This is a genomic window from Salipaludibacillus agaradhaerens, assembly GCF_002019735.1.
GTDB lineage: Bacteria > Bacillota > Bacilli > Bacillales > Salisediminibacteriaceae > Salipaludibacillus > Salipaludibacillus agaradhaerens.
This window is the reverse complement of record NZ_KV917378.1, coordinates 446,337-469,901: the sequence shown is the minus strand read 5'-3', so window position 1 is coordinate 469,901 and position 23,565 is coordinate 446,337. Positions and strand designations below refer to the sequence as shown.

The 23,565-nt window shown below is 38.0% G+C and carries 23 protein-coding genes and 1 other RNA gene; 8 read left to right on the top strand and 16 right to left on the bottom strand.

Annotated features, from left to right (window positions below):
• Positions 1–86: 86 nt before the first annotated feature.
• Positions 87–1,898 (bottom strand): UbiD family decarboxylase, encoded by a 1,812-nt coding sequence (locus BK581_RS02245; protein ID WP_078576626.1) that lies wholly within the window; start codon positions 1,896–1,898, stop codon positions 87–89.
• A 425-nt stretch (positions 1,899–2,323) separates the two neighbouring features.
• On the opposite strand from BK581_RS02245, the gene pssA reads away from it, so the two are divergent.
• Positions 2,324–3,016, top strand: a complete 693-nt coding sequence (gene pssA / locus BK581_RS02240; protein ID WP_078576625.1) for a CDP-diacylglycerol--serine O-phosphatidyltransferase — start codon at positions 2,324–2,326, stop codon at positions 3,014–3,016.
• Between the two features lie 295 nt (positions 3,017–3,311).
• On the opposite strand, the gene BK581_RS02235 is transcribed toward pssA, so the two are convergent.
• Positions 3,312–4,457, bottom strand: coding sequence for a glycosyltransferase family 4 protein (locus BK581_RS02235; RefSeq protein ID WP_078576624.1), 1,146 nt, complete (start codon positions 4,455–4,457; stop codon positions 3,312–3,314).
• A 166-nt stretch (positions 4,458–4,623) separates the two neighbouring features.
• Positions 4,624–5,445: an alpha/beta fold hydrolase gene (locus BK581_RS02230; RefSeq protein WP_078576623.1), complete on the bottom strand. Its 822-nt coding sequence runs from the start codon at positions 5,443–5,445 to the stop codon at positions 4,624–4,626.
• A gap of 157 nt (positions 5,446–5,602) precedes the next feature.
• On the opposite strand from BK581_RS02230, the gene BK581_RS02225 reads away from it, so the two are divergent.
• The gene (locus BK581_RS02225) at positions 5,603–6,403 is read left to right on the top strand and encodes an SDR family NAD(P)-dependent oxidoreductase (protein WP_078576622.1); all 801 of its coding nucleotides are present in this window, start codon (positions 5,603–5,605) and stop codon (positions 6,401–6,403) included.
• Positions 6,404–6,508: 105 nt separating this feature from the next.
• Here the strand turns inward: BK581_RS02225 and BK581_RS02220 are convergent, their stop codons facing one another.
• Complete coding sequence (locus BK581_RS02220) at positions 6,509–7,012, bottom strand: TraR/DksA C4-type zinc finger protein (protein ID WP_078576621.1); 504 nt, start codon at positions 7,010–7,012, stop codon at positions 6,509–6,511.
• Between the two features lie 388 nt (positions 7,013–7,400).
• On the opposite strand from BK581_RS02220, the gene BK581_RS02215 reads away from it, so the two are divergent.
• Positions 7,401–8,096: a response regulator transcription factor gene (locus BK581_RS02215; RefSeq protein WP_078576620.1), complete on the top strand. Its 696-nt coding sequence runs from the start codon at positions 7,401–7,403 to the stop codon at positions 8,094–8,096.
• 239 nt (positions 8,097–8,335) lie between these two features.
• Here BK581_RS02215 and pfkA read toward each other — a convergent pair whose 3' ends face one another.
• Complete coding sequence (gene pfkA, locus BK581_RS02210) at positions 8,336–9,295, bottom strand: 6-phosphofructokinase (RefSeq protein WP_078576619.1); 960 nt, start codon at positions 9,293–9,295, stop codon at positions 8,336–8,338.
• A gap of 177 nt (positions 9,296–9,472) precedes the next feature.
• Here pfkA and BK581_RS02205 point away from each other — a divergent pair, with 177 nt between their 5' ends.
• The 4 genes from BK581_RS02205 (at position 9,473) to BK581_RS02190 (ending at position 13,491) form a co-directional block, all read left to right on the top strand.
• Positions 9,473–9,997 carry a TRAP transporter small permease gene (locus BK581_RS02205; protein ID WP_169837488.1) on the top strand — a complete coding sequence of 175 codons (525 nt, stop codon included), beginning with the start codon at positions 9,473–9,475 and terminating at the stop codon, positions 9,995–9,997.
• On the top strand, positions 9,994–11,292 hold the full coding sequence (locus tag BK581_RS02200) for a TRAP transporter large permease (protein ID WP_078576617.1): 1,299 nt from the start codon (positions 9,994–9,996) through the stop codon (positions 11,290–11,292). The genes BK581_RS02205 and BK581_RS02200 overlap by 4 nt, the downstream gene beginning before the upstream one ends.
• 1 nt (position 11,293) lies before the next feature.
• Complete coding sequence (locus BK581_RS02195) at positions 11,294–12,340, top strand: DctP family TRAP transporter solute-binding subunit (RefSeq protein WP_078576616.1); 1,047 nt, start codon at positions 11,294–11,296, stop codon at positions 12,338–12,340.
• 89 nt (positions 12,341–12,429) lie between these two features.
• A complete protein-coding gene (locus BK581_RS02190) occupies positions 12,430–13,491 on the top strand; it encodes a DmpA family aminopeptidase (RefSeq protein WP_078576615.1) in 1,062 nt (353 codons plus the stop codon).
• 305 nt (positions 13,492–13,796) lie between these two features.
• On the opposite strand, the gene BK581_RS02185 is transcribed toward BK581_RS02190, so the two are convergent.
• Positions 13,797–15,317 (bottom strand): carboxypeptidase M32, encoded by a 1,521-nt coding sequence (locus BK581_RS02185; RefSeq protein ID WP_078576614.1) that lies wholly within the window; start codon positions 15,315–15,317, stop codon positions 13,797–13,799.
• A 171-nt stretch (positions 15,318–15,488) separates the two neighbouring features.
• Between BK581_RS02185 and BK581_RS02180 the strand changes: the two genes are divergently transcribed.
• The gene (locus BK581_RS02180; protein ID WP_078576613.1) at positions 15,489–15,791 is read left to right on the top strand and encodes an iron-sulfur cluster biosynthesis family protein; all 303 of its coding nucleotides are present in this window, start codon (positions 15,489–15,491) and stop codon (positions 15,789–15,791) included.
• Between the two features lie 35 nt (positions 15,792–15,826).
• On the opposite strand, the gene moaA is transcribed toward BK581_RS02180, so the two are convergent.
• From moaA to BK581_RS02130, 10 genes are all read right to left on the bottom strand, one after another.
• Entirely contained in the window at positions 15,827–16,846 is a 1,020-nt protein-coding gene (gene moaA, locus BK581_RS02175; RefSeq protein WP_078576612.1) for a GTP 3',8-cyclase MoaA, read from the bottom strand.
• A 118-nt stretch (positions 16,847–16,964) separates the two neighbouring features.
• Positions 16,965–17,207, bottom strand: a complete 243-nt coding sequence (locus BK581_RS02170) for a DUF2564 family protein (protein ID WP_169837486.1) — start codon at positions 17,205–17,207, stop codon at positions 16,965–16,967.
• 117 nt (positions 17,208–17,324) lie between these two features.
• A complete protein-coding gene (locus BK581_RS02165) occupies positions 17,325–18,458 on the bottom strand; it encodes a THUMP domain-containing class I SAM-dependent RNA methyltransferase (RefSeq protein ID WP_095995519.1) in 1,134 nt (377 codons plus the stop codon).
• Between the two features lie 285 nt (positions 18,459–18,743).
• Positions 18,744–19,133: RNase P RNA component class B (gene rnpB / locus BK581_RS02160), an RNA gene on the bottom strand.
• 61 nt (positions 19,134–19,194) lie between these two features.
• Complete coding sequence (locus tag BK581_RS02155; RefSeq protein ID WP_078576610.1) at positions 19,195–19,602, bottom strand: reverse transcriptase-like protein; 408 nt, start codon at positions 19,600–19,602, stop codon at positions 19,195–19,197.
• 14 nt (positions 19,603–19,616) lie between these two features.
• The gene (gene gpsB, locus BK581_RS02150; protein WP_078579823.1) at positions 19,617–19,934 is read right to left on the bottom strand and encodes a cell division regulator GpsB; all 318 of its coding nucleotides are present in this window, start codon (positions 19,932–19,934) and stop codon (positions 19,617–19,619) included.
• A 59-nt stretch (positions 19,935–19,993) separates the two neighbouring features.
• A complete protein-coding gene (locus tag BK581_RS02145; protein WP_078576609.1) occupies positions 19,994–20,557 on the bottom strand; it encodes an SLOG family protein in 564 nt (187 codons plus the stop codon).
• Positions 20,558–20,636: 79 nt separating this feature from the next.
• Positions 20,637–20,921, bottom strand: a complete 285-nt coding sequence (locus tag BK581_RS02140) for a CotD family spore coat protein (RefSeq protein ID WP_078576608.1) — start codon at positions 20,919–20,921, stop codon at positions 20,637–20,639.
• Between the two features lie 921 nt (positions 20,922–21,842).
• The gene (locus BK581_RS02135) at positions 21,843–22,058 is read right to left on the bottom strand and encodes a YdbC family protein (RefSeq protein ID WP_078576607.1); all 216 of its coding nucleotides are present in this window, start codon (positions 22,056–22,058) and stop codon (positions 21,843–21,845) included.
• A gap of 120 nt (positions 22,059–22,178) precedes the next feature.
• Entirely contained in the window at positions 22,179–22,640 is a 462-nt protein-coding gene (locus BK581_RS02130; protein ID WP_078576606.1) for a GNAT family N-acetyltransferase, read from the bottom strand.
• Between the last annotated feature and the right edge of the window lie 925 nt (positions 22,641–23,565).

The window sequence follows — 23,565 nt, the reverse complement described above, 5'->3', positions numbered from 1 at the left end:
CGATCTAATAGTTCGCATTATCATTTTATCACAACAAAACCACATTATTCCACAACACCTGTCTTTTAATAAACAAGTTAGCTTATTTAAAAGGTTATTGTCGAATAAAAACGTTCCATACTTTTCTGTACGTTGGGATCCAACTCAAGCGCTGGCGCGTGATGAGGCTTTTTTCTTGCATCAATGATCACATTATCACACCCCCAGTGCTTATGTCGATAAAAACTGTTCACTCCGTAAATATCATGCGAAGGATTGCTACGAGTAAACGTGGCCCATAAAAAGTTACTCATTGTGTCTGCTAAAAAAGCACTGTCATCGCAAATGATGATGAGTGGGCATTCAGAAAGATTGTCCTCCCCATTCAATTCATCACCTAATTTAGCTATTTCGTCAGCTGCTTGGTCACCATTAGTATAAGATTTCATCTCTAACGCGATAACACCAGGCATCACTAACTTTGGATTGTTAGTTAGAGACAACTCATTAAAAAATGCAGGGACTTCCTCAATTAATTGGCGTTTTTTATCACCGTAAGCTGCAAAGATAACTTTACTGCCACTGTTAAGTCCTTCTCCTGAATAATCCAACGTATCAATTGTCGTGTTTGTTTGAAAGTGCAGATCACGATGTAAATCAATCCGTTCTAGTATATAAGTTAAAAAAGCTTTTTCATCGTGTGTGCTTAACGTTTGGTCATCTTCAGCCGTAATAAACACATATTTAGCCAAACTTAATTGTCCCGTTCCAAGAATTCTATTGGCAATCGTCAATAATTCAGCTGGACGTTTTGCCTTTTCAAATGGGGTGTACCTTTCACTGCCAATGGCAAACAAAAGAGGATGGACACCTGCCGCATCAACTGCATGGACTTCTTTCACGCCAGGGATCTCCTGTTTAACAGCTTCACCTGTGATTTCATGGATAATATCTCCAAAAGATGTATCCTCTTGTGGTGGTCTCCCAACAACGGTAAATGGAAAGATAGCATTCTGCCGAGCATAAACTTTATGGACTTTCATGACAGGAAACTCATGAATTAAGCTGTAATAGCCAAGATGGTCTCCGAATGGCCCTTCAGGTTTCGTTTCATGAGGGTGGATCTCTCCTGTTATAACAAAATCAGCATCGTGACTTATACAGTAGCCATCTATGTAACTGTACTGAAAACGCCTCCCTGCTAATAATCCAGCGAAAGTCATTTCACTTAACCCTTCTGGTAGCGGCATCACGGCGGATAACGTATGAGCAGGCGGGCCCCCGATAAAAATACTTACCTTTAACGGTTCGTCTCGGGCTGTGGCCTTTGTTTGATGAATCCCAATGCCTCGATGGATTTGATAATGAAGTCCAATCTCTTCGTTAGGAATATATTCATTGCCCGTTAATTGAACTCGGTACATACCTAAATTAGAATTCATTATCCCAGGTTTATCAGGATCTTCTGTATATACTTGCGGAAGCGTTATAAAAGCCCCTCCATCCTCTGGCCAATGCTTAATTAATGGCAAATCAGTGATCGTTATTTCTTTAAATTCACTAGGCAGCTTTTTTCTTTTTTGCGGTAAGGCTTTAATAGCTGAGAATCCCGTTGACATATTTTTAAATGGGCTCTTCAACGCCTTCATTGGGTCATTTCTAATTTCCATGACCTGTTGAACATGGTCCCACGTTTTCCTAAAAATAAATTTACTGCGCGCCACTGTCCCAAAAAGGTTTGAAACGGCACGATAATCCGACCCTTTCACATTTTCAAAAAGGAGGGCAGGACCCCCTTTTTCATAAACATGTAAATGCAATGCGGCCATTTCCAGATGTGGGTCCACCTCTTCTTTTATTCGAATTAACTGGCCATGCTTTTCTAAATCTTCTACACACTCCTCTAAATGGCGATACATTATCGTGTCCCCCAGTCACACTTACTAAATAAATATTTATACGCTCACTTCACTACATACCTCTTCTATTTTGCCATATTTCTGTCCGATAGAGAAGTTTTATGACTAATTAGTTATATAGCCTTGCAGCTAGTGAACTCACTTGTTATCCTTTGAAAAGGATTAATAAGATTATTTATAAGGGAAGCTAGACATTATTTTTATAAAATAAGCCTTCAATCAGGAGATTAGCGCCCGTTATCTCCCGCCTAAATAGAATTAGCTCTCTTCTTTTTCATTTTGAGCCGGGAGGTTTACGGACGCTTATCTATGATAAAATAATTGTCTAACGCTTCATAGAGCGCTATAATCATTATCGTGAGTCATTTATAAATTACCATTACTGAAAAACCTAAAAAATTCGGTAATGATGAAGGTGTGATAAAATGCTGATTAGACAATTACCTAATGCTATTACGATTACTAATTTAATCTTCGGATTTCTATCAATCAGTTCTTCGTTTGTAGGCCACTACCAAAATGCCGCTATTTTTATTTTAATCGGCATGATGTTGGATAGCATGGACGGATGGTTAGCACGAAAGTTGAATGCTGAAACAGCTTTCGGTAAAGAAATGGATTCTCTTGCAGATATTATTACATTCGGGGTGGCTCCTGCCATTCTCATATTTGGCACAACCTTTGCCAGTATGGGAATGATAGGTATGTTAATCACAGGTATGTTCCCTGTCTTTGGGGCTATTCGATTAGCTCGGTTTAATATCGATGAAGAGACTTCAGTTAAGAGGTATTTTACCGGGGTCCCGATTACTGCAGCAGGTGGAATCATTGCATTATTAACATTATTCAGCTTCGCGGTTCCAGACGCTGCTCTGTCAGCTGTTTATACATTATTATGTGTCCTAATGGTGAGTAGGCTCAAGATTCCTAGTCTCAAAGGAATCCCTATCCCAAAATATGCCATCCTTACAACACTTCTTCTTATATCTTTGCTCTATGTGACAAGGTTTAATGCATCGATTGAATATTCAAATTGGATTATCTTCGCTATTATATTGTATTTCGTTTATATGATTATCCATTTTGTCCTTAAGAAAAAACGCATCAATACGAAATGATGAGCTAGTAGTGACGTGTTAGATAAGCTTCTTAAATCTTCATATAGTAATAAAAGATGCCGCTTTTTTAAATAAGCGGCATCTTTTATTAGGTTCGTATTGAAAGTACAAGTATATGCGTATATACAGTTCTTCACGCTCATCATCATACACACTCGTTTTGTCTCTCATCGACATGCAGTGAAATGCTAGTCACTTTTTCATCTTTTTCAATCTGTGGACTTTTCGTACTTTTCCCACTGATTGTTAATCATGTCTTAAATCCTCTACTCAAATTCACCATCACTCTTTGAATTTATGCCGTTGCTTTTCTCTTTTGTTCTACTACAATCGAATAACTCGCCATTAGCTTTGTGAATATATCTTCCCATGAATACGCCATTGCCTGTATACGAGCTTGCCGTCCCATATATGCCTTTAAGTTTGTATTAGTTAAGATTTCAGTGCAAGCTTTCGTAAAGGAAGCCACATCCCCAGGAGAACATAAATAGCCTGTTCTTCTATCAGAAACTAAATGCTTCGTCCCTCCTTTATCAGCACCAATTACTGGCAATCCAGAAGAGAGAGCTTCCAAAACGACATTACCGAACGTCTCAGTAGCTGATGGAAACATAAAGATATCCGCCGAAGCATATAATTCTGCTAATTGATCACTATTCGCGAAACCAGTAAACGTGATTTCTTTGTAATATTTTTCTTTTAGTTCTGATAATAACGGACCGTCACCTGCCATAATAAGATGTGTATTTTTAAAGAGTGATTTCGGCAGATTAAAATACGTTTTAATAACCGTTTCAATGTCTTTTTCGGGAGCTATTCTACCAGCATACAGTATAATATTTTTCTCAGTAATGCCGTAGTTTTTCTTAATGAGGGTTGAACGTTTTTGCGGGGTAAAAAAGTCGTGATCCACTCCTCTTCCCCAAATATCTATATTGGAATGGAAATCGTGGAAAGCCAACTTTGCCTTTGTACTTTCAGAAGGTACATATACTTTCTCAAATGGTCGATGAAACCATTTCATATATTTCCATAACCATTTTTCTAAAAAATCTAAATGATAATAGGATAAATAATCATCAAAGTGTGTATGATAAGAGGCTACCATAGGAATGTGATGCTTTTTACCAAAATGATGAGCGAAAAGACCAAGATTAAATGGTGTAGCTACATGAATAATGTCAGGATTAAACGCTTCTACTGACTGTTTTAATTGAACGATATTTGGAAAAGCCAGGCGACATTCGCGATATAACATAAACGGAATACTTCTAAACCTTTCGATCGTTGGCGTTTTAGGGGCTGTAGACTCAAGTGTCTCAGGAACAAAAAGCTTATAGTCTATTTCCCTTTCAGTTAGATAGTCCGCTAGTCTTTTTAATGTCCTTGCCACACCATTAACTTCAGGGACATACGTATCCGAAAAAATTGCTATTCGCATGAATCAGCCTCCCGTGACAGTAGAATGTAAATCACTTCTCACAGGTAATATAGCAAATGAATGTGAATCTAATATTGAGAGAACTTAAATCTTTTTTCTTAAAATCACACAGGATACTAACAATTCCTTAACAATCTTCTTCATCGTTTAATGGGGGTTATTATCCTTATATCGCGTATGATAAAATAGCCTCGCATACTTTATCGGGACGTTCTTCTGTAATAAGGTGCCCTGCTTTTTCATACACTTTTAAGTCGCAGTTTGGCAGATCGTTTGCAAGTCTATATCCAACATTTACGGGGACCACTCGATCTTCACGTCCCCAGATTAATAACACAGGAAGATCGATCTTATTCAAATCTCTCCCGATTAAATCACCCTCTCGATGACGAATCAATCTTACGAGACTTTTATACATTTTTTTATCTTTAAGTGGCCGTCCAAATTCTTCGATATGACTGTTAGTAATAAATGACTGATCGTAAAACACGTTCTTTAACCCTGATGCAACACCATGTTTGTTAATATAGAGTGCCATTAACTTATCAAAAAAGGGGATATAGCTACAGTAAATGAGGCGCTTTCTGGATCGTTTTAAATACCCTGAACACCCAATTAAGATAAGCTTATTAATATTACAAGGTACAATCTTAGCAAGATTTAATGCAATTTGTCCCCCCATTGAATGACCCACTACTATCACATTCTGTAAGTTAAAATAGGTTAGAATATCATTGACTAGCATGCCATAGTGGTGATAACTATAAATAAAAGAGGTTGATTTTTCACTGCGGCCAAATCCTGGCAAATCCACCGCCACAACTGAGAAATATTCCTGAAGCACGGGAAAGATCTTATGAAATGTATACGTGGATGACATAAATCCATGCAGTAATAAAAGTGGTGGTTTATTTCGTTTGATAGCATGTTCACAATAAATTGCCATATCATTAATAAGACATGTTTCTTTCACCCAAGTGTTTTCCATTCAATCATCGTCTCTCCTTTAACGCTCTATTATCGCTATTATTCCCTTTATCTCGTTTTCCACTCGCGTTTATTTTACTCGTTTTAGGGAAAAAATTTAGTAGCTCAGATGATAGTGTCTGTACCATTGGCATCATTATCTTTAAGGGAGGAATACGATGATTTTTAATGAAGAATTATTTCGAAATAAGCATATTCTTATAACGGGGGCTTCAGGAGGAATCGGTGAAAAAACCGCCATTCTAGCTGCAAAATATGGCGCGAACATCTCGATGACTGGTCGAAATGAACATAAGCTTTCCACTATAAAGAATAAGTGTTTAAATGAAGGTGTACCGGAAGAAAAGGTATTAGTCATACGGGCTGATATAACAGAACCTAAAGATCGTGAGCATATCGTTAAAGAAGCTGAAAAACATCATGGTGTAATCCACGGCCTAGTGAACTCCGCTGGTATAAGCGGTGGAGATACATTAGAAAATACATCGGAGAATGACATTCGTCAAATAATGGAACTAAATTATACTGCAACAGTTTTACTCACTCAGCTAGTTTACAAACAGATGAAACCCCACCAAACAGGGGCTATTGTAAACGTCAGCTCACTTTCTGGTCTCCGTGGTACATACGGTAATACCGCTTATAGTGCTTCTAAATTTGCATTGATTGGTTTTACGCACTCTTTTGCTTTGGAAGCTATTGAGCATAACATAAGAGTCAATGCTGTATGTCCGGGCTTTGTGAATACTGAAATGGCCAAGGATATAATAGCTAAAAAAGCGAAGAAAGCGAATCGTACGTATGAAGATCAACTTTCCCTCATTACGAAAACTTTACCTTCAGGGCGAATAACAGAGCCTGAAGAAGTAGCTAATAGTATTTTATTTTTGTTAAGTCCAGCAGCCACTAATATTGTCGGTGAATCAATGAAAATTTCGGGCGGGAGTGTCATGCGTTAAATAGATATTATTTATATTGTAGAAGGAAGTGAGTGGTTCTAAGCAGACATTTAGTCGCACCACCCTCTTCCTTTTTACTTTTTGTTGTACAATGACCCATTCACATCAATAAGTTGAGTCATCGTAGTCTGAAGGTGTATTTGACGTACCCTGTTCCTCAACGGCCTCCCACGTGTCTTTTCTTAACGACTCTTTATAAGAATGTGCATTTTGTGATAAAGGCGTGGTCACACCTTCTTCAACAGGTCGTTCCCTTGATCTTTTTTGATCCTCTGCGTGATCCATACAATACCGAGTTTCTGGTATGACTTCGAGACGCTCATAAGGAATATCACGACCGCAAACGGCACATTGTCCATAAGTCCCCTCTTCTATCGCCTTAAGAGCTTTCTTAATGTCATCTATTTTCTCTGAAGCATGGTGTGTTAATCCTTCATCTATTTGTTTGTCATACATTTGAGTACCTTGGTCCCCTGGATGATTCGGAGTTCCAGATAGTTCTTCACTTTTATCTAACGTCTCAGTCTTTTCATTGTCTAAGACCTTTTCTAATTCTCTTTTTTTGTCGAATAATATTTTTTCATATCTTATATAGCGTTCTTCTGTCATGTTATATCCCTCCAACTAATAAAAACCCTTAAAAATCAGGCTGTTTACACATACCTATTCACGTTTTTAAAATCTTCGAAACCATGACTAAAGACTTATATTTAGTTGTATTTTTCACTATAGTGACTTTTTTCGACAAAATCCATTGATTTTCACACAAAATTATAGTAATATTCACTTAATAATAGATCTTAAGTCGCAGGAGTTTCAGCTTTAATCTACTAACATATTTTTCAAAAAAACACTATAATCATAGTTTTAAAGTTACTATACAAACCATGGTCTTAAAAAGTCACTTCTTGGTTAGTTGATTATGACCTTAACTGAACAATGGGGTGTATAGATTTTGATATAAAACTGCTGATTATCAAAGAGGGGGAAAATAACTATGTTCAGTACAAATGAGAAGCTCCTGAAAACGATGCATTATAATGTTATGTTTACTGACCCGAAGAATTTATTTCCACAACAAGTTATGAATGCTATTAGTGGATGGTTAGAAACAAATTATATGAATAAGGTCGCAGGATTAGCTGTAAATAATAAGAAAAATTGGATCTTTGTAATGGTTGAAGGCTATGATGAGAAAACGTTTGCGTCTCTTAAACAACTTCAATTAAACACACCTGATTCACCGACAGTTCTTGTTGTGAAATCACCGGTTGAGCATGAGATTTTAAGCTATTTATCATTACCTTTGAACGGACTTGTATCTTTAGATTTCTTAAAAAATCACAGCCATCACGTGATGGACGCTATTATGAAAAATGGTGTATTCCTTGAAACGAGTTTGCACCGCGATTTAAGTATTGCTATTGAAAATAAAAAATCTTATACGACACCTATTAAAAGATTCATTTTAAATGAGAAGAAGATCACGATTCCTTTGAATGAGCGTGACCGCCAAGTCCTTCAATTATTACTAGATGGACTCAGCAATTCAGAGATCGCTACTAAACTTCATTTTGCCCGCTCCACCATCTCATCAATTATTAGTGCATTACTAAAAAAGATGAAGGCAAATGATCGAACAGATGCTACGGTAAAAGCTATTCGATTTGGCTGGGTTGATGCTATACGTTAAATATATCGTTAATAACGCATTATTAACGACTTATATAAGAAAAGAAGGTGTCAAATTGTGACACCTTCTTTTAGTATAGTCTGATAATCAATGCATTTTTGGCACTTATGACTGCTTCGAGGATAGTTCGTTTTACAAAGTTTGAGTTCATAGTTAGCTCCATAGCCTTCTAAAAACGTACAAATAACCCCTTATTACAGGAAGCTTTTCATATTCCTTGAAGGTTTAATTTAGAGACGTTAGATAGATAAAATCTCCGTCATTTTAATCATATCGTGATCAAATAAGCGTGATGCTGTTAGCGACTCACTAATATCCATATGAAAAAGGGCGTTATTTTTTATCCCGACGACTTTATTTGTTTCCCCTGCCCTCAGTAATTCAACTGCTTTTATGCCCATTTTACTTGCTAAAATACGATCGAAAGACGTCGGGTCTCCACCACGTTGAATAAAACCTAGCACGGTGATTCTTGCATTCATTTTAGCTTTTTCTAGTAATACTTTCTGTAAATCAGCTGCTTGACCTGCTCCTTCAGCAAGCATAATAATTTGATGCTGTTTACCTCTTGCCTTTCCTGCTTTTAATTTAGTGATAACGTGATCAGTTGAGATGGGATCTTCAGGGATAATGATGCTTTCTGCTCCTCCGGCTAAGCCTGCATAAAGCGCAATATCTCCGCAGTTTCTACCCATCACCTCGATGATCGTCGCTTTTTCATGCGAGGTAGACGTATCTCTTATTTTTGTAACAGCTTCTAAAACTGTATTGACAGCGGTGTCAAAACCAATCGTGTAATCTGTATAATGAAGGTCATTATCAATCGTTCCTGGAAGGCCTATCGTTTTAATTCCCATATCACTCAATTCTTTAGCTCCTTGAAAAGAGCCATCACCGCCAATGACGACTAAACCATCAATCCCTTTCTCCTCCAAATTAGACAACGCTTTCATTCTTCCTTCTTTTGTCTTAAATTCTTCAGATCTGGAAGACTTTAAAATAGTTCCCCCTTTATGAATGATATCTCCTACTGAGGAGGCATCCATTTCTATGAAATCGCCTTCAATAAGGCCATGAAATCCGCGATATACCCCATATATCTGCATATCAAACACAACTGCTGCCCTAACGACTGCTCTAATGGCTGCATTCATACCTGGAGCGTCTCCTCCACTAGTTAGTACTGCAATTCGATCCATTTAGCCTCTCCCCTTTTGACATTTAGTTGTCTGACATCTAACTTAAATACTACACTCAAACACAGCAGAAATCTACGTCAAAATAAGTTTACCAGTCTTTATTCCTAGATTTTAAGTCATAGGTTTAATCCCATATTCAACGGGTATGTGTGTGAAATGAAGAAAGGGAGGATACCAATGTTTCAACGCCTAGATGATCTTTTTGCAAAAAGTGAAAAAATTATTATAAGCTATTCAATTATAATGATGACGGTAATTTTGCTTGGAAATGTCCTAAGCAGAACGATTTTCAACTCTAGTTGGGCATTTGCTGAAGAGCTAGCGCAATTTTTCGTACTTATTGTTACGTTCATCGGTTTAAGCTACGCAGCGCGCCATGGCAGGCATTTGAGCATGACAGCTCTCTTAGAATGGATGCCCTATAAATCTCGGAAAATCGTGATGAGTGTCATCACTGTCACAACAGCAATCCTTATGGGTTATCTAACTTACTTATCATTTTTATTTATGTTCACCGTTGCCGATCTGCAGCGTGTGACACCTGCCCTAAGAATTCCTATGTATTTCCTTGTGGCTGTGATGCCTATCGGATTCTTTTTAACCAGTATTCAGTATGTTAGAACTTTTTTTAGAAATGTTAGAAAGCATAGTATTCACGAAGGAACAGAAAAAATCATGAATAAAGAAGGTGGTCAATCTTGATTTGGCTATTACTAGTTATCTTATTCGGACTTCTATTAATAGGTTACCCTATGATGGTACCAATGATTGTCGCTCCCCTCGTTGTCATGTGGGTGTATTTTCCAGAAGTGGACCCTGTCGTGTTAGTACAGCAATATTATGCAGGTCTTGACTCCTTCGTATTGCTAGCGGTCCCTATGTTTATATTTGCAGCGGATATCATGTCTGCAGGAAAAACATCACAACGGCTCCTGGATTTCATAGGTAGCTTTCTTGGTCATTTGCGAGGAGGCTATGCGATTACAACTGCGGCAGCATGCACACTTTTCGGCTCTATTTCTGGTTCTACACAAGCTACCGTTGCTGCTGTGGGCACACCGATGAGAAAAAAGTTGTTAGAAAGCGGTTATAAAGAAAAACAAGCCATTCCACTCATTATTAATGCAAGTGATTTAGCTCTCATGATTCCTCCTAGTTTAGCAATGATAATGTATGCAGTTGTAACCGGTACGTCTGTCGGGGAACTATTTATTGCAGGTATTTTACCAGGAATCATTATTTTCCTTATGTTTTCCGTTTATAGCTATCTATTAGCAAAACATCAAAATCTAGTCGGAAGTGATCATAAAGCTACTTGGCAAGAACGTCTATATGCTTTTCGAAAAGCTTTACTTCCACTTGGCTTTCCTATACTTATTATCGGTGGTATCTATTCAGGATTTTTTAGCCCAACAGAAGCTGCTGCTGTCAGCGTTGCATATGCATTTATTTTAGAAGTGTTTGTTTTTAAAACGATTAAAATAAAGGGGATTCCTAGAATAGCCGAATCATCTGCCATTGTAACTGCAGCCGTTTTTATTCTTGTAGCTGCAGGCACATCCATGTCATGGATCCTCTCTTATGCAAAATTGCCGTCGGGAATTATTGCATCAGTTTTCGGATCAGAGCCTTCTGCTACGTATGTGCTCATCGTCGTAGCCGTCGCCTTTTTCATAGGATGTATGTTTGTAGATCCACTCGTGGTAATTCTGATACTCACACCTATCTTTTTCCCTGTGGCTGAAACAGCGGGAGTTGATCCAATTGCGCTAGGGGTCATTATTACGTTGCAAGCAGCGATCGGTTCAGCTACCCCACCATTCGGAGTCGATATATTTACGGCAGTCGCCGTATTTAACCGTCCATATGCAGAAATTGTTAAGGGAACTTGGCCATATATTTTAATTTTATTAGCTGCGTCTGCTTTGTTTATTATTTTTCCAGATATTATCACGATTTATCAAGAATTTATGCCAGCTAACCCAGGAGGAGATTAAAATGGTTAACAAACTACTGCTATTACTGTTTACTATTTTGTTATTAACTTCTTGTAAGGAGTACGCTCTTACCGAGACAGAAATTGATGAAGATGGACCAGATTATATTATTCGGTTTGCCCACGAAGAATCGACAGACAGTGTGCAACACGATTATGTAGAAGCTTTCAAAAAAACGCTTGAGAACAAAACAAATCACACTGTACAAGTTGAGATTTACCCAGTTGGCCAATTAGGGGATGCGACAGAGCAAGCTGAACAATTACAAATTGGCGCTATCGACATGGCCATTATTTCCCCTGGGAATACAGGGACTATGGTTCCAGAAAATCAATTATTCATCCTCCACTTTCTTTTTTCTGATGACATGGAGGTCAATCATCATGTTTTAAACAATAGTAAAGCACTAGACACATTAACAGAGGTGTATAATGAACATGGTATGCTAATTCTCGATTATTGGACACAAGGGTTTCAACAATGGACGGCTAACGTCAATATCTCACAACCAGAAGATTTACGAGGTGCTCGGATACGTACAATACCTTCCCCTTTATTGTTAGCTTCCTACGAGGCATACGGGGCAAGTCCAACACCGATGGCTTATGAGGAAGTTTATAGTGGCTTACAATTAAATATGATTGACGGTCAGGAAAATCCTTTTTTCGCCATTGAAGAAATGAATTTTTTTGAAGTACAAGATTATTTAATTGATTCCCGGCACGCTATTTATGCGACCACAACGGCAATAAATCCTGATTTTTATGACGAGCTACCAGAAGACATTCAAAAAGCAGTAGAAGAAACAGTGGCGCAACTGTCCGAAGAATCACTTAACATACAAGAAGAACGAAACGAAACAGCTTTAGAATCTATTAAATCTCAAAGTCATATTACTTTCGCGACCCTTGATGATGAAGAACGGGCAGCTTTTAGAGAAGCTAGTGAACCTGTGTTTGAGATTTATAAAGAAGAGGTTGGTGAGACAGGTGCTGAAATACTTGAAGAACTTCAGGAAGAAATAGCGGATGCAGAAAATGACCATTAACATTAAACGCGTTCTTTATAATATGGGTGAGCTATTTTGCACATACTAACGTAACAAATCATGGGTAAGTCAACTTAAAGGAGCATACTATGCTAAACCAACGTCGCCTAAGAGATTATGGTATTAAAATCGGGAAATTAGAACCAGGAGCGCTCAATTCTATTACGGATGTTAAAGGGGTTAAAGTGGGTCACAAAACACTCTCCAATGATCAGATGCAAACAGGCGTTACCGCTATTATTCCTCATGGGGGAAATATCTTTTTAGATAAATTTAAAGCCGCTAGCTATATTATAAATGGCTATGGCAAATCCACTGGCTTAATGCAGCTTAACGAGCTTGGCACTATTGAGACACCCATTATTTTAACTAATACATTGAATGTAGGTGTAGCAGCAGACGGACTTGTAGAGTATATGTTAACTCATAATCAAGAAATCGGAAACACAACAGGGACAGTCAATCCGGTCGTTTGTGAATGTAATGATATGCAATTAAACGATATTAGACAAAAATACGTACAAAAACAGGATATATTAGATGCTATTCAAACAGCTTCTTCTAACTTTCTTGAAGGTTCTGTAGGTGCTGGTAGAGGTATGGTCTGTTACACGTTAAAAGGTGGGATTGGCACCGCCTCTCGCATAATGCCACTTCCTTATGGGACATACTCTCTAGGTGTGCTAGTACTAACAAATTTCGGACAACTTCCTGACTTGTCAATGAATGGCCGACCTCTTGGAAAAGAGCTATTGCATAAAACAGAAGAAAATTTAATGATGAAAGATAAAGGCTCTATTGTCATTATTGTAGCTACCGACCTGCCAGTTTCTCAACGACAGCTACAGAGAGTCATCAAACGAAGTGTTACTGGTTTATCTCGGACAGGAGCTAACTTAGCAAACGGCAGTGGTGATGTAGTCGTCGGGTTCTCCACTGCCACTATAATTCCACATCATAAAAAGAACAGCTTAATAAAAATGCACATTCTCCATGATGAAGATTTAGACATTCCTTTTAAGGCAGTTGGAGAAGCAACCGAGGAAGCAATCCTAAACTCCCTTATCACAGCTGAAGCTGTCACTGGGAAAAACGGTGCCTCTCGTCCAGCACTCCGAGATTTAGTGGCAAAGCATTCAATCACGTTATAAAAGGCTATATATGTGTATGTAAATACCCCCAGTGTACCGTATTCTATATATGAACGTGTGCGACCCTTATAGTAAGAGTCGCACACCTTCTTCATTTATAGCTATTTAACACCATTAAAATACTTCTATCAATAACAGACACTCTTCATTATAAAAATGTTTGTATCGCTTCACCATTTTCTCTGTAATTGTGACTGAAATAAGAAACAGGAAGCAGACAGTCATATTAATCAATCACACATGATGATGACACCGCATTTAGACGTAAACTAACGCTTTTAACAGCTTCCATGCCAATTAGTTCGTTATTTTTTAATACCATAAACACGCCGATACTTTTCCTGTAGATAGGTAATAAGATGATCAGGGTTCAATTTTTCACCCGTTGCTTCATGTAAAAGTTCGAGCGGTTCCTTACTTTTACCATATTGATGTATATGGGTAGTTAACCACTCCTTGATAGGGGTTAACTCGCCTTTAAGAAGCAACTTGTCGAAATCAGGTATATCATTTAGCATGGCGTTTTTTAATTGAGCGGCATAAATATAACCGAGGGCATAAGATGGGAAGTAGCCGAACATCCCTCCTGGCCAATGGACATCTTGTAGTACACCCTCGCCATCATGGGCAGGTTCAATGCCAAATAACTCTTTCATTTTGTTATTCCATGCTTTCGGAAGATCAGACACTTCTAATTCACCATTAATTAATGCTTTCTCAAGCTCATAACGTAAGATAATATGCAATGAGTAACTCATTTCATCTGCTTCAATTCGAATGAGTGAAGGACCAGCAACATTAATCCCCCGGTAAAAGTCCTCTAAACTAACTGTATCAAACTGACCGTCAGAAAATGTTTTTAAGGTTTCATAGTTATGTTCCCAAAAAGCAAAATGACGGCCTACGAAATTCTCCCAAAATAATGATTGGGATTCGTGGATGCCCATCGATGTACCCGTGCATAGGGGTGTATTAATCAATTTCTCAGCAATATTTTGTTCATAAAGGGCATGACCACCTTCATGGATCGTGCCAAAAACAGCTGTGCGGAAATCGTGCTCATCATACTTTGTGGTCACGCGCACATCATGAGGGTTTAAACCGATAGCAAAAGGGTGGACCGTCTTATCTAACCTACCGGCATCAAAATCATAACCCATTTTCTCTAAAATATGACGACTGAACGCCGCTTGCTTTTCTTCTGGAAAAAAGTTAAAGAGAAAAGCTGTCTCTGGTTGATTAGATGCGTCCACTACCTCTTTTAAAAGGGGAACGAGCGCCGATTTTAATTTACCGAAAACGTCATCAATAATATCCACTGTTAAGCCTGGTTCATAATCGTCTAGCAGCGCATTGTACTTGTTCCCTTCATACCCTTTCCACTCCGTATATTTACGGTTGTAAGCCACTATTTTTTCTAAATAAGGTTTAAATGCCTCAAAGTCCCCATCCTTTTTAACTTTCTCCCATGCGGACTCAGCTTGTGACGTTAAAATAACATACGCTTTATACTCTTCTGGAGGAATATTTTTAAACTTACTTAACTGTTTTTCACATTCTTTAACGGTCTTTTGGGTTACTTCGTGAAGACTTCCCCATTCTTCGTCTTTACGAAGTTCTGTTAAAAAATGTTGCATCTCTTCAGACACTGACATATTAAAAAATTGCGAAGAAAGTGAACCAAGAACTTCAGAGCGTTGTGATACCCCTTTTTTTGGCGCCCCAGTTCTCAGGTCCCAAGCGATGAGACTAGCAGCCTCTCTGTAGTGTCCCATCTTCTTGACGTAATTCATAAATTCTTCTTCTAACGTTAATGTGGTTGGCATTCTTGCTTATCCCCTTTCAGCAAAATATGAATAATGTAATATCTATCCGTTTTATCATACCGTTTCCATTGAAAAAATGCACCCCATAAGGAAGGCTCATGTCTTTAAAAAGACGAAGAAGATTGGTTATAATAAAAGTAGGTATAAAGCGCAAGAAAGGATGTGTATGCCATGACATTTACAATAACTGAACAAGCTGCGGCTTTTTACAAAAAAGAATTAAATTTAAATAAAGGGGATTCATTATCCTTTTATGTCCGAGTTGGAGGCGTTGGATCGGGCGGTTTCTCTGCTGGGCTGTATAAAGGCAAACCAGACATTGAATATACGAGTATGGAAAAACAGGACATTATCTTCTGTATTCATCAGGATGATATGTGGTATTTCGATGGGATGACCATTGATTATCATGACGATTATAATGAAGTGACGTTTGAAAATAACCGAATAGGCAGTGTCATAAATCCACAATAAAACGGGAAAAGTCTACACTCTTCCCGTTTTATTCATCATCCGCCTATATGTGACATTTCTATTTTCTTAAGCTGCTGTTTATTGGTATGCTTTAACCGTTCTTCTGAGTAGCGATCATCTCGCTTTTCCCAGATATCTTTAACAAAGGCAGCTAACTCCTCATCCGTAGCACCTGAACGTAGCACGTCTCGCACATCATGGCCGCCACTAGAAAATAAACATGTCACTAGCTTACCATCGGCGGATAAACGGGCTCGGGAGCAACTAGCACAAAAAGCATCTGTTACAGATGATATAATGCCAATCTCTTGCCCATTGTCTTTAAATCTAAAGCGATCAGCCACTTCCCCAACATAGTTGGGTTCCACTGGCTCTAAAGGAAGCTCTTTGTTTATCATGTTAAATATCTCTTGTTTACTAATAACATGGTCTAACGTCCACCCATTTGAATTGCCCACATCCATATATTCAATGTAGCGGAGAATAATAGAAGTGTCTTTAAAAAAATGTGCCATTGGAAGAATATCTTCCTCATTCATGCCACGCTTTACCACCATATTTATTTTCACATCGAGCCCTGCCTGACGAGCTGCTTCAATCCCTTCAAGCACTTTATGAACACCAATTCCTCTATCGTTAATGGCCATAAATGTGTGATCGTTTAAAGAATCTAAACTGATTGTGACCCGTTTTAAACCAGCCAGTTTCAGCTCTTCAGCATATTTCGGCAAAAAAACACCGTTCGTCGTCATAGCGATATCGTCAATGCCTTCAATCTCATGTAACATGCTGATGAGGGTTGAAAGGTTTTGACGCATTAAAGGTTCCCCACCAGTAATACGCAGTTTTTTTACGCCGCCTCTATTTGCTAAGACGCTTGCGAGTCTAGTAATCTCTTCAAATGTCAAAATATCATTTTTCGGCAAGAACTTAAAATACTTATCGAAAATTTCCGAAGGCATACAGTAGCGACAACGGAAATTACATCTGTCTGTGACAGAAATACGTAAGTCTCTAAGAGGTCGTGAGAATTTATCTGTTATAGCTTTAGTCATTCAGTCACCCCCATCGTCTCTTTCATTATACGTTGGTTGTTTTTGAGAAGACAAGGGGGATGACCTATTTTCGTTTTTATTTGTTATAAGACTACTGAATAACGTATTTTAAAAGGATTCAATCTTTTGCGTTTTCAACTTGATGGGAAAGGCGGTTAAGTCGACTATTTGAATACTCCCAATGGTCATGATTCAAATTAATTATTTTTGCCTCTTCAAGTTTTTGCTTAGCTTCATCTAAAGCTTGAGTGGCATTTTGTAGCTGAGTCGCATCCATACTCATCGTTGCTTGTCCTACCATTCTTTCTGCCGCCTGTATGGCTAATTCTACCTGTTCGATTTCATTGTAATCTTCTGTCACGTTCTTCACCCTTTCATTGAAACAGTTATACATAGTATATGGCCGTTTCAAATAAACTATACCGGGACTAAAGACGTGTTTCATGGCTAGTTAACAAGCCATATTCAGATTGTCTGACTATCTGGCAGAACGCTTGCCCCAATATTGGAAATAGTTCGTTTTAATATTTCCGTTATACAATTTACGCTTTTTGGTAGCCTCAGCACCGTACAGCTTCTCAAAATAGGGATGTGACGTTATGATATAAACCGACCAAGTTGATAATGGTCTAAGCGTATTACCCATGTCCCTATACAATTGCTCCACATGCCGCTTTTCATTCATACGTTCACCATAAGGCGGGTTACCGACTATAACACCTTGCTCTTCACTCGTTGTAAAATCTTTCACTTGCATCTGTTTAAAGGAAATTAAATCAGGGAAGCCAGCTTCAATGGCATTATTGTTTGCCAGTTCAATCATTTTATGATCGATATCTCCACCTAGAATGTGAAGTGGTTGATCATATTTAGCTAGATCTTCCGCTTCTTCTAATGCTCTGTCATACCACACCTTATCAAACCAGTGCCATTCCTCAAAAGCGAAAGAACGATTAATACCAGGTGCAATATTTTGACCGATCATGGCTGCTTCAATAGGCAACGTTCCTGACCCACAAAACGGATCATAAAACGGCTTATTCGGTTCCCAATGTGTGAGCTGAATCATGGCCGCTGCCAATGTTTCTTTCAAAGGGGCTTCATTGTGTAAATAACGATAACCCCTTTTATGTAATCCTGTGCCACTCGTGTCAATGGTGAGACTCGCGATATCTTTATGTATGGCCACTTCAATGCGCTGTAAGGCGCCTTTTTCTTCAAACCATGTCACTGCATGACTTTGTTTTAAGCTCTCTACGACCGCTTTCTTTACAATGGCTTGGCAATCAGGCACACTGTATAGCTTTGACTTAACTGAACGTCCAATCACTGGGAATTCAGCATCTTCTGAAATAAAGTCTGCCCACGGTAAAGCTTTCGTCTGTTCAAATAATTCTTCAAAGCTTTCTACCCGAAACTCACCTACTAATATTTTGACGCGATCAGCAGTTCTAAGCCATAAATTTGTACGAGCAATAGCAGATGGCTCTGCTTCAAATATCACTTTACCATTTTCAACAGTGACATTTTCATAGCCTAAATCACGTACTTCCTTTGCAACAATTGCCTCTAAACCCATGGCGGCTGTAGCAATCAATTTTATTTTAGTCAAAAAAACCCCTTCTTTCTGTAAAAAGTTTATGTTATTAGCATGAATAAGGATTCATATTAAATCACGTCACGCATGAGCAGTATTAAAAGCCAATAGAGCTTCCGTAGCTTATTATGTACTTGCTAATCCCCAGTTAAGTATACAGGAACTCACACAGAATTAAAAACGTCTTTTCCTTGGGCGCATACGTTTCTCTCAGCGCTTCATTTAATGGGATAACGTAAAAACCCCACGAGGTGTATTCACCACGTGAGGTTGTTCATTAAATAATAGACACCATTTGTGCTTCGTAAGCCATGTTCTGTACCTTTGCACTACAAACGGGAGTCACCCTCGTACTAAGGTGGTAATCATCTGTCTACAGAACGATATCTGTCCTTTGCTCCGTTCATTTCCTTCGCAAAGATGCCCCTACCATGTTTTTGGGTTTCTCACTCGTGGGGTTTACCGCGTTCCACTCTGTCCGTTTCCAGACAGACTACGTCACTGTGGCACTTTCAAGGTGCACTTACCTTATTAGTAAACACTAACTTAGGCAAGCCTCCTGCCGTTAGCCTGATTCCCAGACTACCCTGACTTATGAATTCGTCAGGCACGAACACTACAATCACTCTCAGATTGTGTGAGCATGGACTTTCCTCTACACTGTTACCAGTGCAGCGATTACCCAGACACAAATGGTTGTTGTACCATGTAAGACAACATGATCTATTCTATCATAATGTCTATCACAAAATCAATTGGTATTTTTAGACAAAGATTGTCTAACACCTTGTCTTGCTAATTGGTCTGCTTCTTTATTCGATTTAGACGGAATCCACTTAATAAAAGCATAGTCAAACTCGTTCTCCATTTGTTTCAGAATATCTGCTAAAAGCCCTCTATAAAGGACGTTTTTCACATATCTCTTCTCGATCGCATCAACGACAACCTTTGAATCGGATCGAATTGAAATAATGGAAAAATCATGCTCTTTACAAACCTCTAACCCTTTTAAACAAGCATGAAATTCAGCTTCATGGTTAGACATAGACGGCAACGGAAAAGCATGCCTTAACAAATAACCATTCCCTTTAATAAACACGCCTGCTCCTGACAAGCCTGGATCTCCTGCACTTGCACCATCAATGTAGACTTCAATCACTCGTGAGGACCTTCTTAATCGTAAAGTTTACTGCCAAAAACGTGTTTTTCCAAGTTGGAAAGGCGGCGTAAAATATCGTAATTAGTATTCCCAGTTGTCGGTTGAGTCGGCGCTTGAGTTCTCGTTTTTTCGCTTAATGACACGGTTTCTTTCTTTAATCGCTCATTTTCTTGTTCAAGAGTTTGGATACGGTTTTCAAAGGACTCGTAATCTTTAATTATATCGTCAAGAAATTGATCCACTTCGTCTTGATTATAACCTCGCATACTTGTTTTAAAATCTTTTTCATATATTTCATTTTTAGTCAGTCGGGAAACTTGTTTTTTATCCACAGTAGTCACCTCATATGTACTTCGTTTATCTTTTATTCTTTCAGAATACCGCTTTCTTGTCAATTCCAGCTCTCATTATTGATCTCATCTCGTACCATTTCTTCAATATCGTCCGGGGTTAAGTAAAAGACAGGATAGTCTGTTTGGGCTTGTTTTTTGACTGCTTCTTCCTGAAAATATTTAGGCGTTCCCTCAGTCCCTTCATCATACAGTATGAGCGCCGCATCACTTTTATCCACGATAAATTGATTTTTTAATCTCAATTGCGCTGGACTATCATAGGGTCTTTTTGTTATAAAATCGCAATAATCGCTTTCATTCCACACTGTTTCATAAAGACTTTTAGTCGCCTCCGCATAACGTTCTTCCTGATTATGAAAAGGGGCGATAGTAGCTAATTGAATATGGGGATACATTTTTTTCAAGTGGATACATGATTCAGCTGACCATAATTCAACACCAGATTGGCCACTCGTCAGAATCCATTTAACGTCATATTCTTCTATCAATTGACCTATTTTTTTCGTCAGTGCTTTCTTCAAATAAGGTAATTGGTCATGTTTTTCATTAAATACACCAATTTCATGTGGTCTGTAACCAGAAATGGCTAGTACATCATACATTTATGCGATGCCTCCTGAAATCATACTAGAGAAAAAGCGAATCAGCCATCATAGCCGATTCGCAACTTTTCACAGATCTTTACCAAAAAGGACGTGGTTGTGCTGGTCCCCAAGGGCCTGCTTGAGCTCCTGCCACGCCAGGACCTGGTCCCACATTAAAAGACTGGTTAAAAATACGATTCACCGTTGATTCTGTGTGCGGGTAGCTGTGATGGAAATTATAGCGATGGTTTACTAGGTTTGTCGTATGGCTAGGGTGTACAACTGGTACAATATAATCGCAATTGATTTTCCGCACGTTACATTTTGGTGGGCAAAACTGTGTTGCTAACACTTGTGGTTTTAAACACGGGCGATGAAACATGTGATATCCTCCTTTATATATAGAGTCAATATCAACTTATGTGCACCGAGCTCAACATGTACTAGTGTAATAACCTATTTTTATTGAAGAAACACGAAAGTCGTGCCAATAACGACGAAAAATAAACAAAGAAATAGCTTTGCCATTGTTGTCTTCTCTCCCTTTACCATATCATGAAGCATAAAAAACCCTTCATGATAAATATATGAAATATTCCTTAAAAGATCAATCCTTTTACACTATTCGACATAATTTAACAAATTCAACAGATTTCATTCTGTAAGTTTGAAAATAATTGTGCATCTCCCTCTCGAAAAAACAAGTATTATGCGCTTCCCCGGGAAATATCATTTAGGAAATAAACGCTCATCAACTGGCAAAAAAAGATGTAAACCATATGCTTAAATGATCATCACTCTTTTGTATACTTAGACGTATAACATCCGAAAAAAGTTTACTTTATTTTTAAAAATAATCGCTATTTTAAATAAACCGTTCCAGTGCCATTAATGATATACTTCAACTTATAGACTTTAGAAGCTGTTAACTTGGTTCTCGTTAAATGGTCGCAAGTTTAATCGAAGAGTTCGCTGATCTCCCAGTCTTCACTCAACCTTTAAAAGATCTGATGAATAATAGGCGAAGGAGAGATTATTTTGAAAAGCATTATCGATAATAGAGGAGAAGAACATGAATGGATGCTTATAATTGTTACTATTTGTTCTTTTATTACTTTTAAAAAAATTACAAAACTCGAACGATATAAAAAGAAATTAAAAGGGTCATTTACACCTTATTAAAAATATGAAAAACTTCATGAAATTGATTGACCTTCATTACGCATTTCATTTTCATCGAATACGTCACAAAAAAAGCAACAAAGTGAGATGTTTTACATGCACAACTCACTTTGTTGCTTTTTTATAAATCATTTAATAAGCTACGGAACGTTTTCAATTCTTCTTCTGTGAACGTGAGACCTTTCCCCATTTTTTGATGATCTGGGGACCATTCGCGGACGTCATATTTCGGCTCACGATTATTCCAGCTGATTAAGTTGAGTTCCTTCTTCCAGCCCTTCGGAGACTCCGATAATTCACCGATATGTTTTACAATTTCAAATTTAATATCTGCCATTGCCCTTACCTCCAATTTATTAATTGATACTGAATCACTTGGTTAATATTCATTAATTTCCACTCACGTACAAGTCTATAGATATCTAGATTAATTTAAAAATGAAGCCGTGTATAACTATTATAAATCTTTGTACATCCGTACGTAACGTGTGTGATAACCAAGGCCTTCATTCAACTTGATCATCTGACTGTTCTTTGTACTTACTACCGGATGGAGTGATGTGGCCTTCACTTCATTCAACGCCCACCGTTCTAGTTCAACTTTTAACCGTTTTGCATACCCTTGCCCTCTGTGTGCCTCATCTGTCCATAACGATATGATATCGACTTGCTTGGCATCTTTAGGATTAACTTCTGCCCAAATATAAGACATCATGTTGCTGTTCTTTTCTATGATTGAACAAAATAGGCTGTTAGCTGATCGTTTCGCGGAAAGCTGTTCAACTGTTTTGTTGATGTCTTCACTGGAAACATGATAGTTATCTATCCACGCTGCTGGCAAATTTTCATGAATGTTTGCAATGTTGTTAATTAGCGCTTTATCATTTTCACTGACTCTTTTAAGGGTAAAGTTGTCCATTATGTAAATATCCTTTCACAATTATAGCGTCTAGCACTTATAAATACTTGATACATGTGTTTGCATCTACACCCACTTGCCCATTGACTTATTGAAGTCTAAACATTATCACCTCTTCACTGACTGGACAAAACGCTTTTAAAGACAATTATAAACTATTCTTTCATCATTAGTATTGCATAAATGTTATTTGGAATTTCAGAGCCAAACTTCTTAGTATTAAAGCCAAAAAGATAAATCCCCAATTAAAGGTGGCTACGTCAATTTGGTGATTATTTTACAATTATCCTAGTGCGACGACAATACCCATTAAGGCATGCTTGTCCAGCTTCTCATATAACCAAAAAAGTTCAGCAAGTGATAGGCCGATTGTTCAGGGATGACCTGGACCAGTCTACCCTTAGTTCCGGCCTCTGGGATCAATGAGGATTCCTTCACATAGTTTGGGGATCAGGTTAAGAACCCGACCTAAGAAATAGACGGAATATATTCTCTTAAATGGTTAATTACCTATGACATTAGCTTAAATAGACGGAGAAATTCCGCTAATAACTCGGAAAATCTGAGAAATAGATCATTTTTCTTTGTATAATCGGAAAATTTCCTCCTATATTCCCCAAAATGGGCTTTTTCATGAATTTAACCGAAAAAATTCCGCTTATTTTCCTTTTGCTAATGACTCGATTATTGACAAGACTTCTTATCTACAGATGAAAAGTTTAAAAAAGACGTAAACGAGGTTTTTATTAATGGCGAGCCTTTCCCACTAGGATTTCACTTTTTTTGTCACTAATGTTATCTAGATTTAATGTTCCTTTAAGTAAAAGGTAACCCGTCCATATCTTCCCTTCTTTGGCTCTAAACAACTAGAATTATTAGACTGAAAATTACATTATCCATGCAATGCTCGTGTTATTCCATAAGT

Coding starts and splice junctions, on each gene's coding strand:
- pfkA (WP_078576619.1), bottom strand. CDS start 9,295: ATGGATCGAATTGCAGTACTAACTAGTGGAGGAGACGCTCCAGGTATG.
- BK581_RS02185 (WP_078576614.1), bottom strand. CDS start 15,317: ATGCCAACCACATTAACGTTAGAAGAAGAATTTATGAATTACGTCAAG.
- moaA (WP_078576612.1), bottom strand. CDS start 16,846: ATGACTAAAGCTATAACAGATAAATTCTCACGACCTCTTAGAGACTTA.
- BK581_RS02140 (WP_078576608.1), bottom strand. CDS start 20,921: ATGTTTCATCGCCCGTGTTTAAAACCACAAGTGTTAGCAACACAGTTT.
- BK581_RS02180 (WP_078576613.1), top strand. CDS start 15,489: ATGACATTTACAATAACTGAACAAGCTGCGGCTTTTTACAAAAAAGAA.
- BK581_RS02205 (WP_169837488.1), top strand. CDS start 9,473: ATGTTTCAACGCCTAGATGATCTTTTTGCAAAAAGTGAAAAAATTATT.
- BK581_RS02130 (WP_078576606.1), bottom strand. CDS start 22,640: ATGGACAACTTTACCCTTAAAAGAGTCAGTGAAAATGATAAAGCGCTA.
- BK581_RS02245 (WP_078576626.1), bottom strand. CDS start 1,898: ATGTATCGCCATTTAGAGGAGTGTGTAGAAGATTTAGAAAAGCATGGC.
- pssA (WP_078576625.1), top strand. CDS start 2,324: ATGCTGATTAGACAATTACCTAATGCTATTACGATTACTAATTTAATC.
- BK581_RS02230 (WP_078576623.1), bottom strand. CDS start 5,445: ATGGAAAACACTTGGGTGAAAGAAACATGTCTTATTAATGATATGGCA.
- BK581_RS02190 (WP_078576615.1), top strand. CDS start 12,430: ATGCTAAACCAACGTCGCCTAAGAGATTATGGTATTAAAATCGGGAAA.
- BK581_RS02215 (WP_078576620.1), top strand. CDS start 7,401: ATGTTCAGTACAAATGAGAAGCTCCTGAAAACGATGCATTATAATGTT.
- BK581_RS02235 (WP_078576624.1), bottom strand. CDS start 4,457: ATGCGAATAGCAATTTTTTCGGATACGTATGTCCCTGAAGTTAATGGT.
- BK581_RS02225 (WP_078576622.1), top strand. CDS start 5,603: ATGATTTTTAATGAAGAATTATTTCGAAATAAGCATATTCTTATAACG.
- BK581_RS02220 (WP_078576621.1), bottom strand. CDS start 7,012: ATGACAGAAGAACGCTATATAAGATATGAAAAAATATTATTCGACAAA.
- BK581_RS02135 (WP_078576607.1), bottom strand. CDS start 22,058: ATGGCAGATATTAAATTTGAAATTGTAAAACATATCGGTGAATTATCG.
- BK581_RS02145 (WP_078576609.1), bottom strand. CDS start 20,557: ATGTATGATGTACTAGCCATTTCTGGTTACAGACCACATGAAATTGGT.
- BK581_RS02195 (WP_078576616.1), top strand. CDS start 11,294: ATGGTTAACAAACTACTGCTATTACTGTTTACTATTTTGTTATTAACT.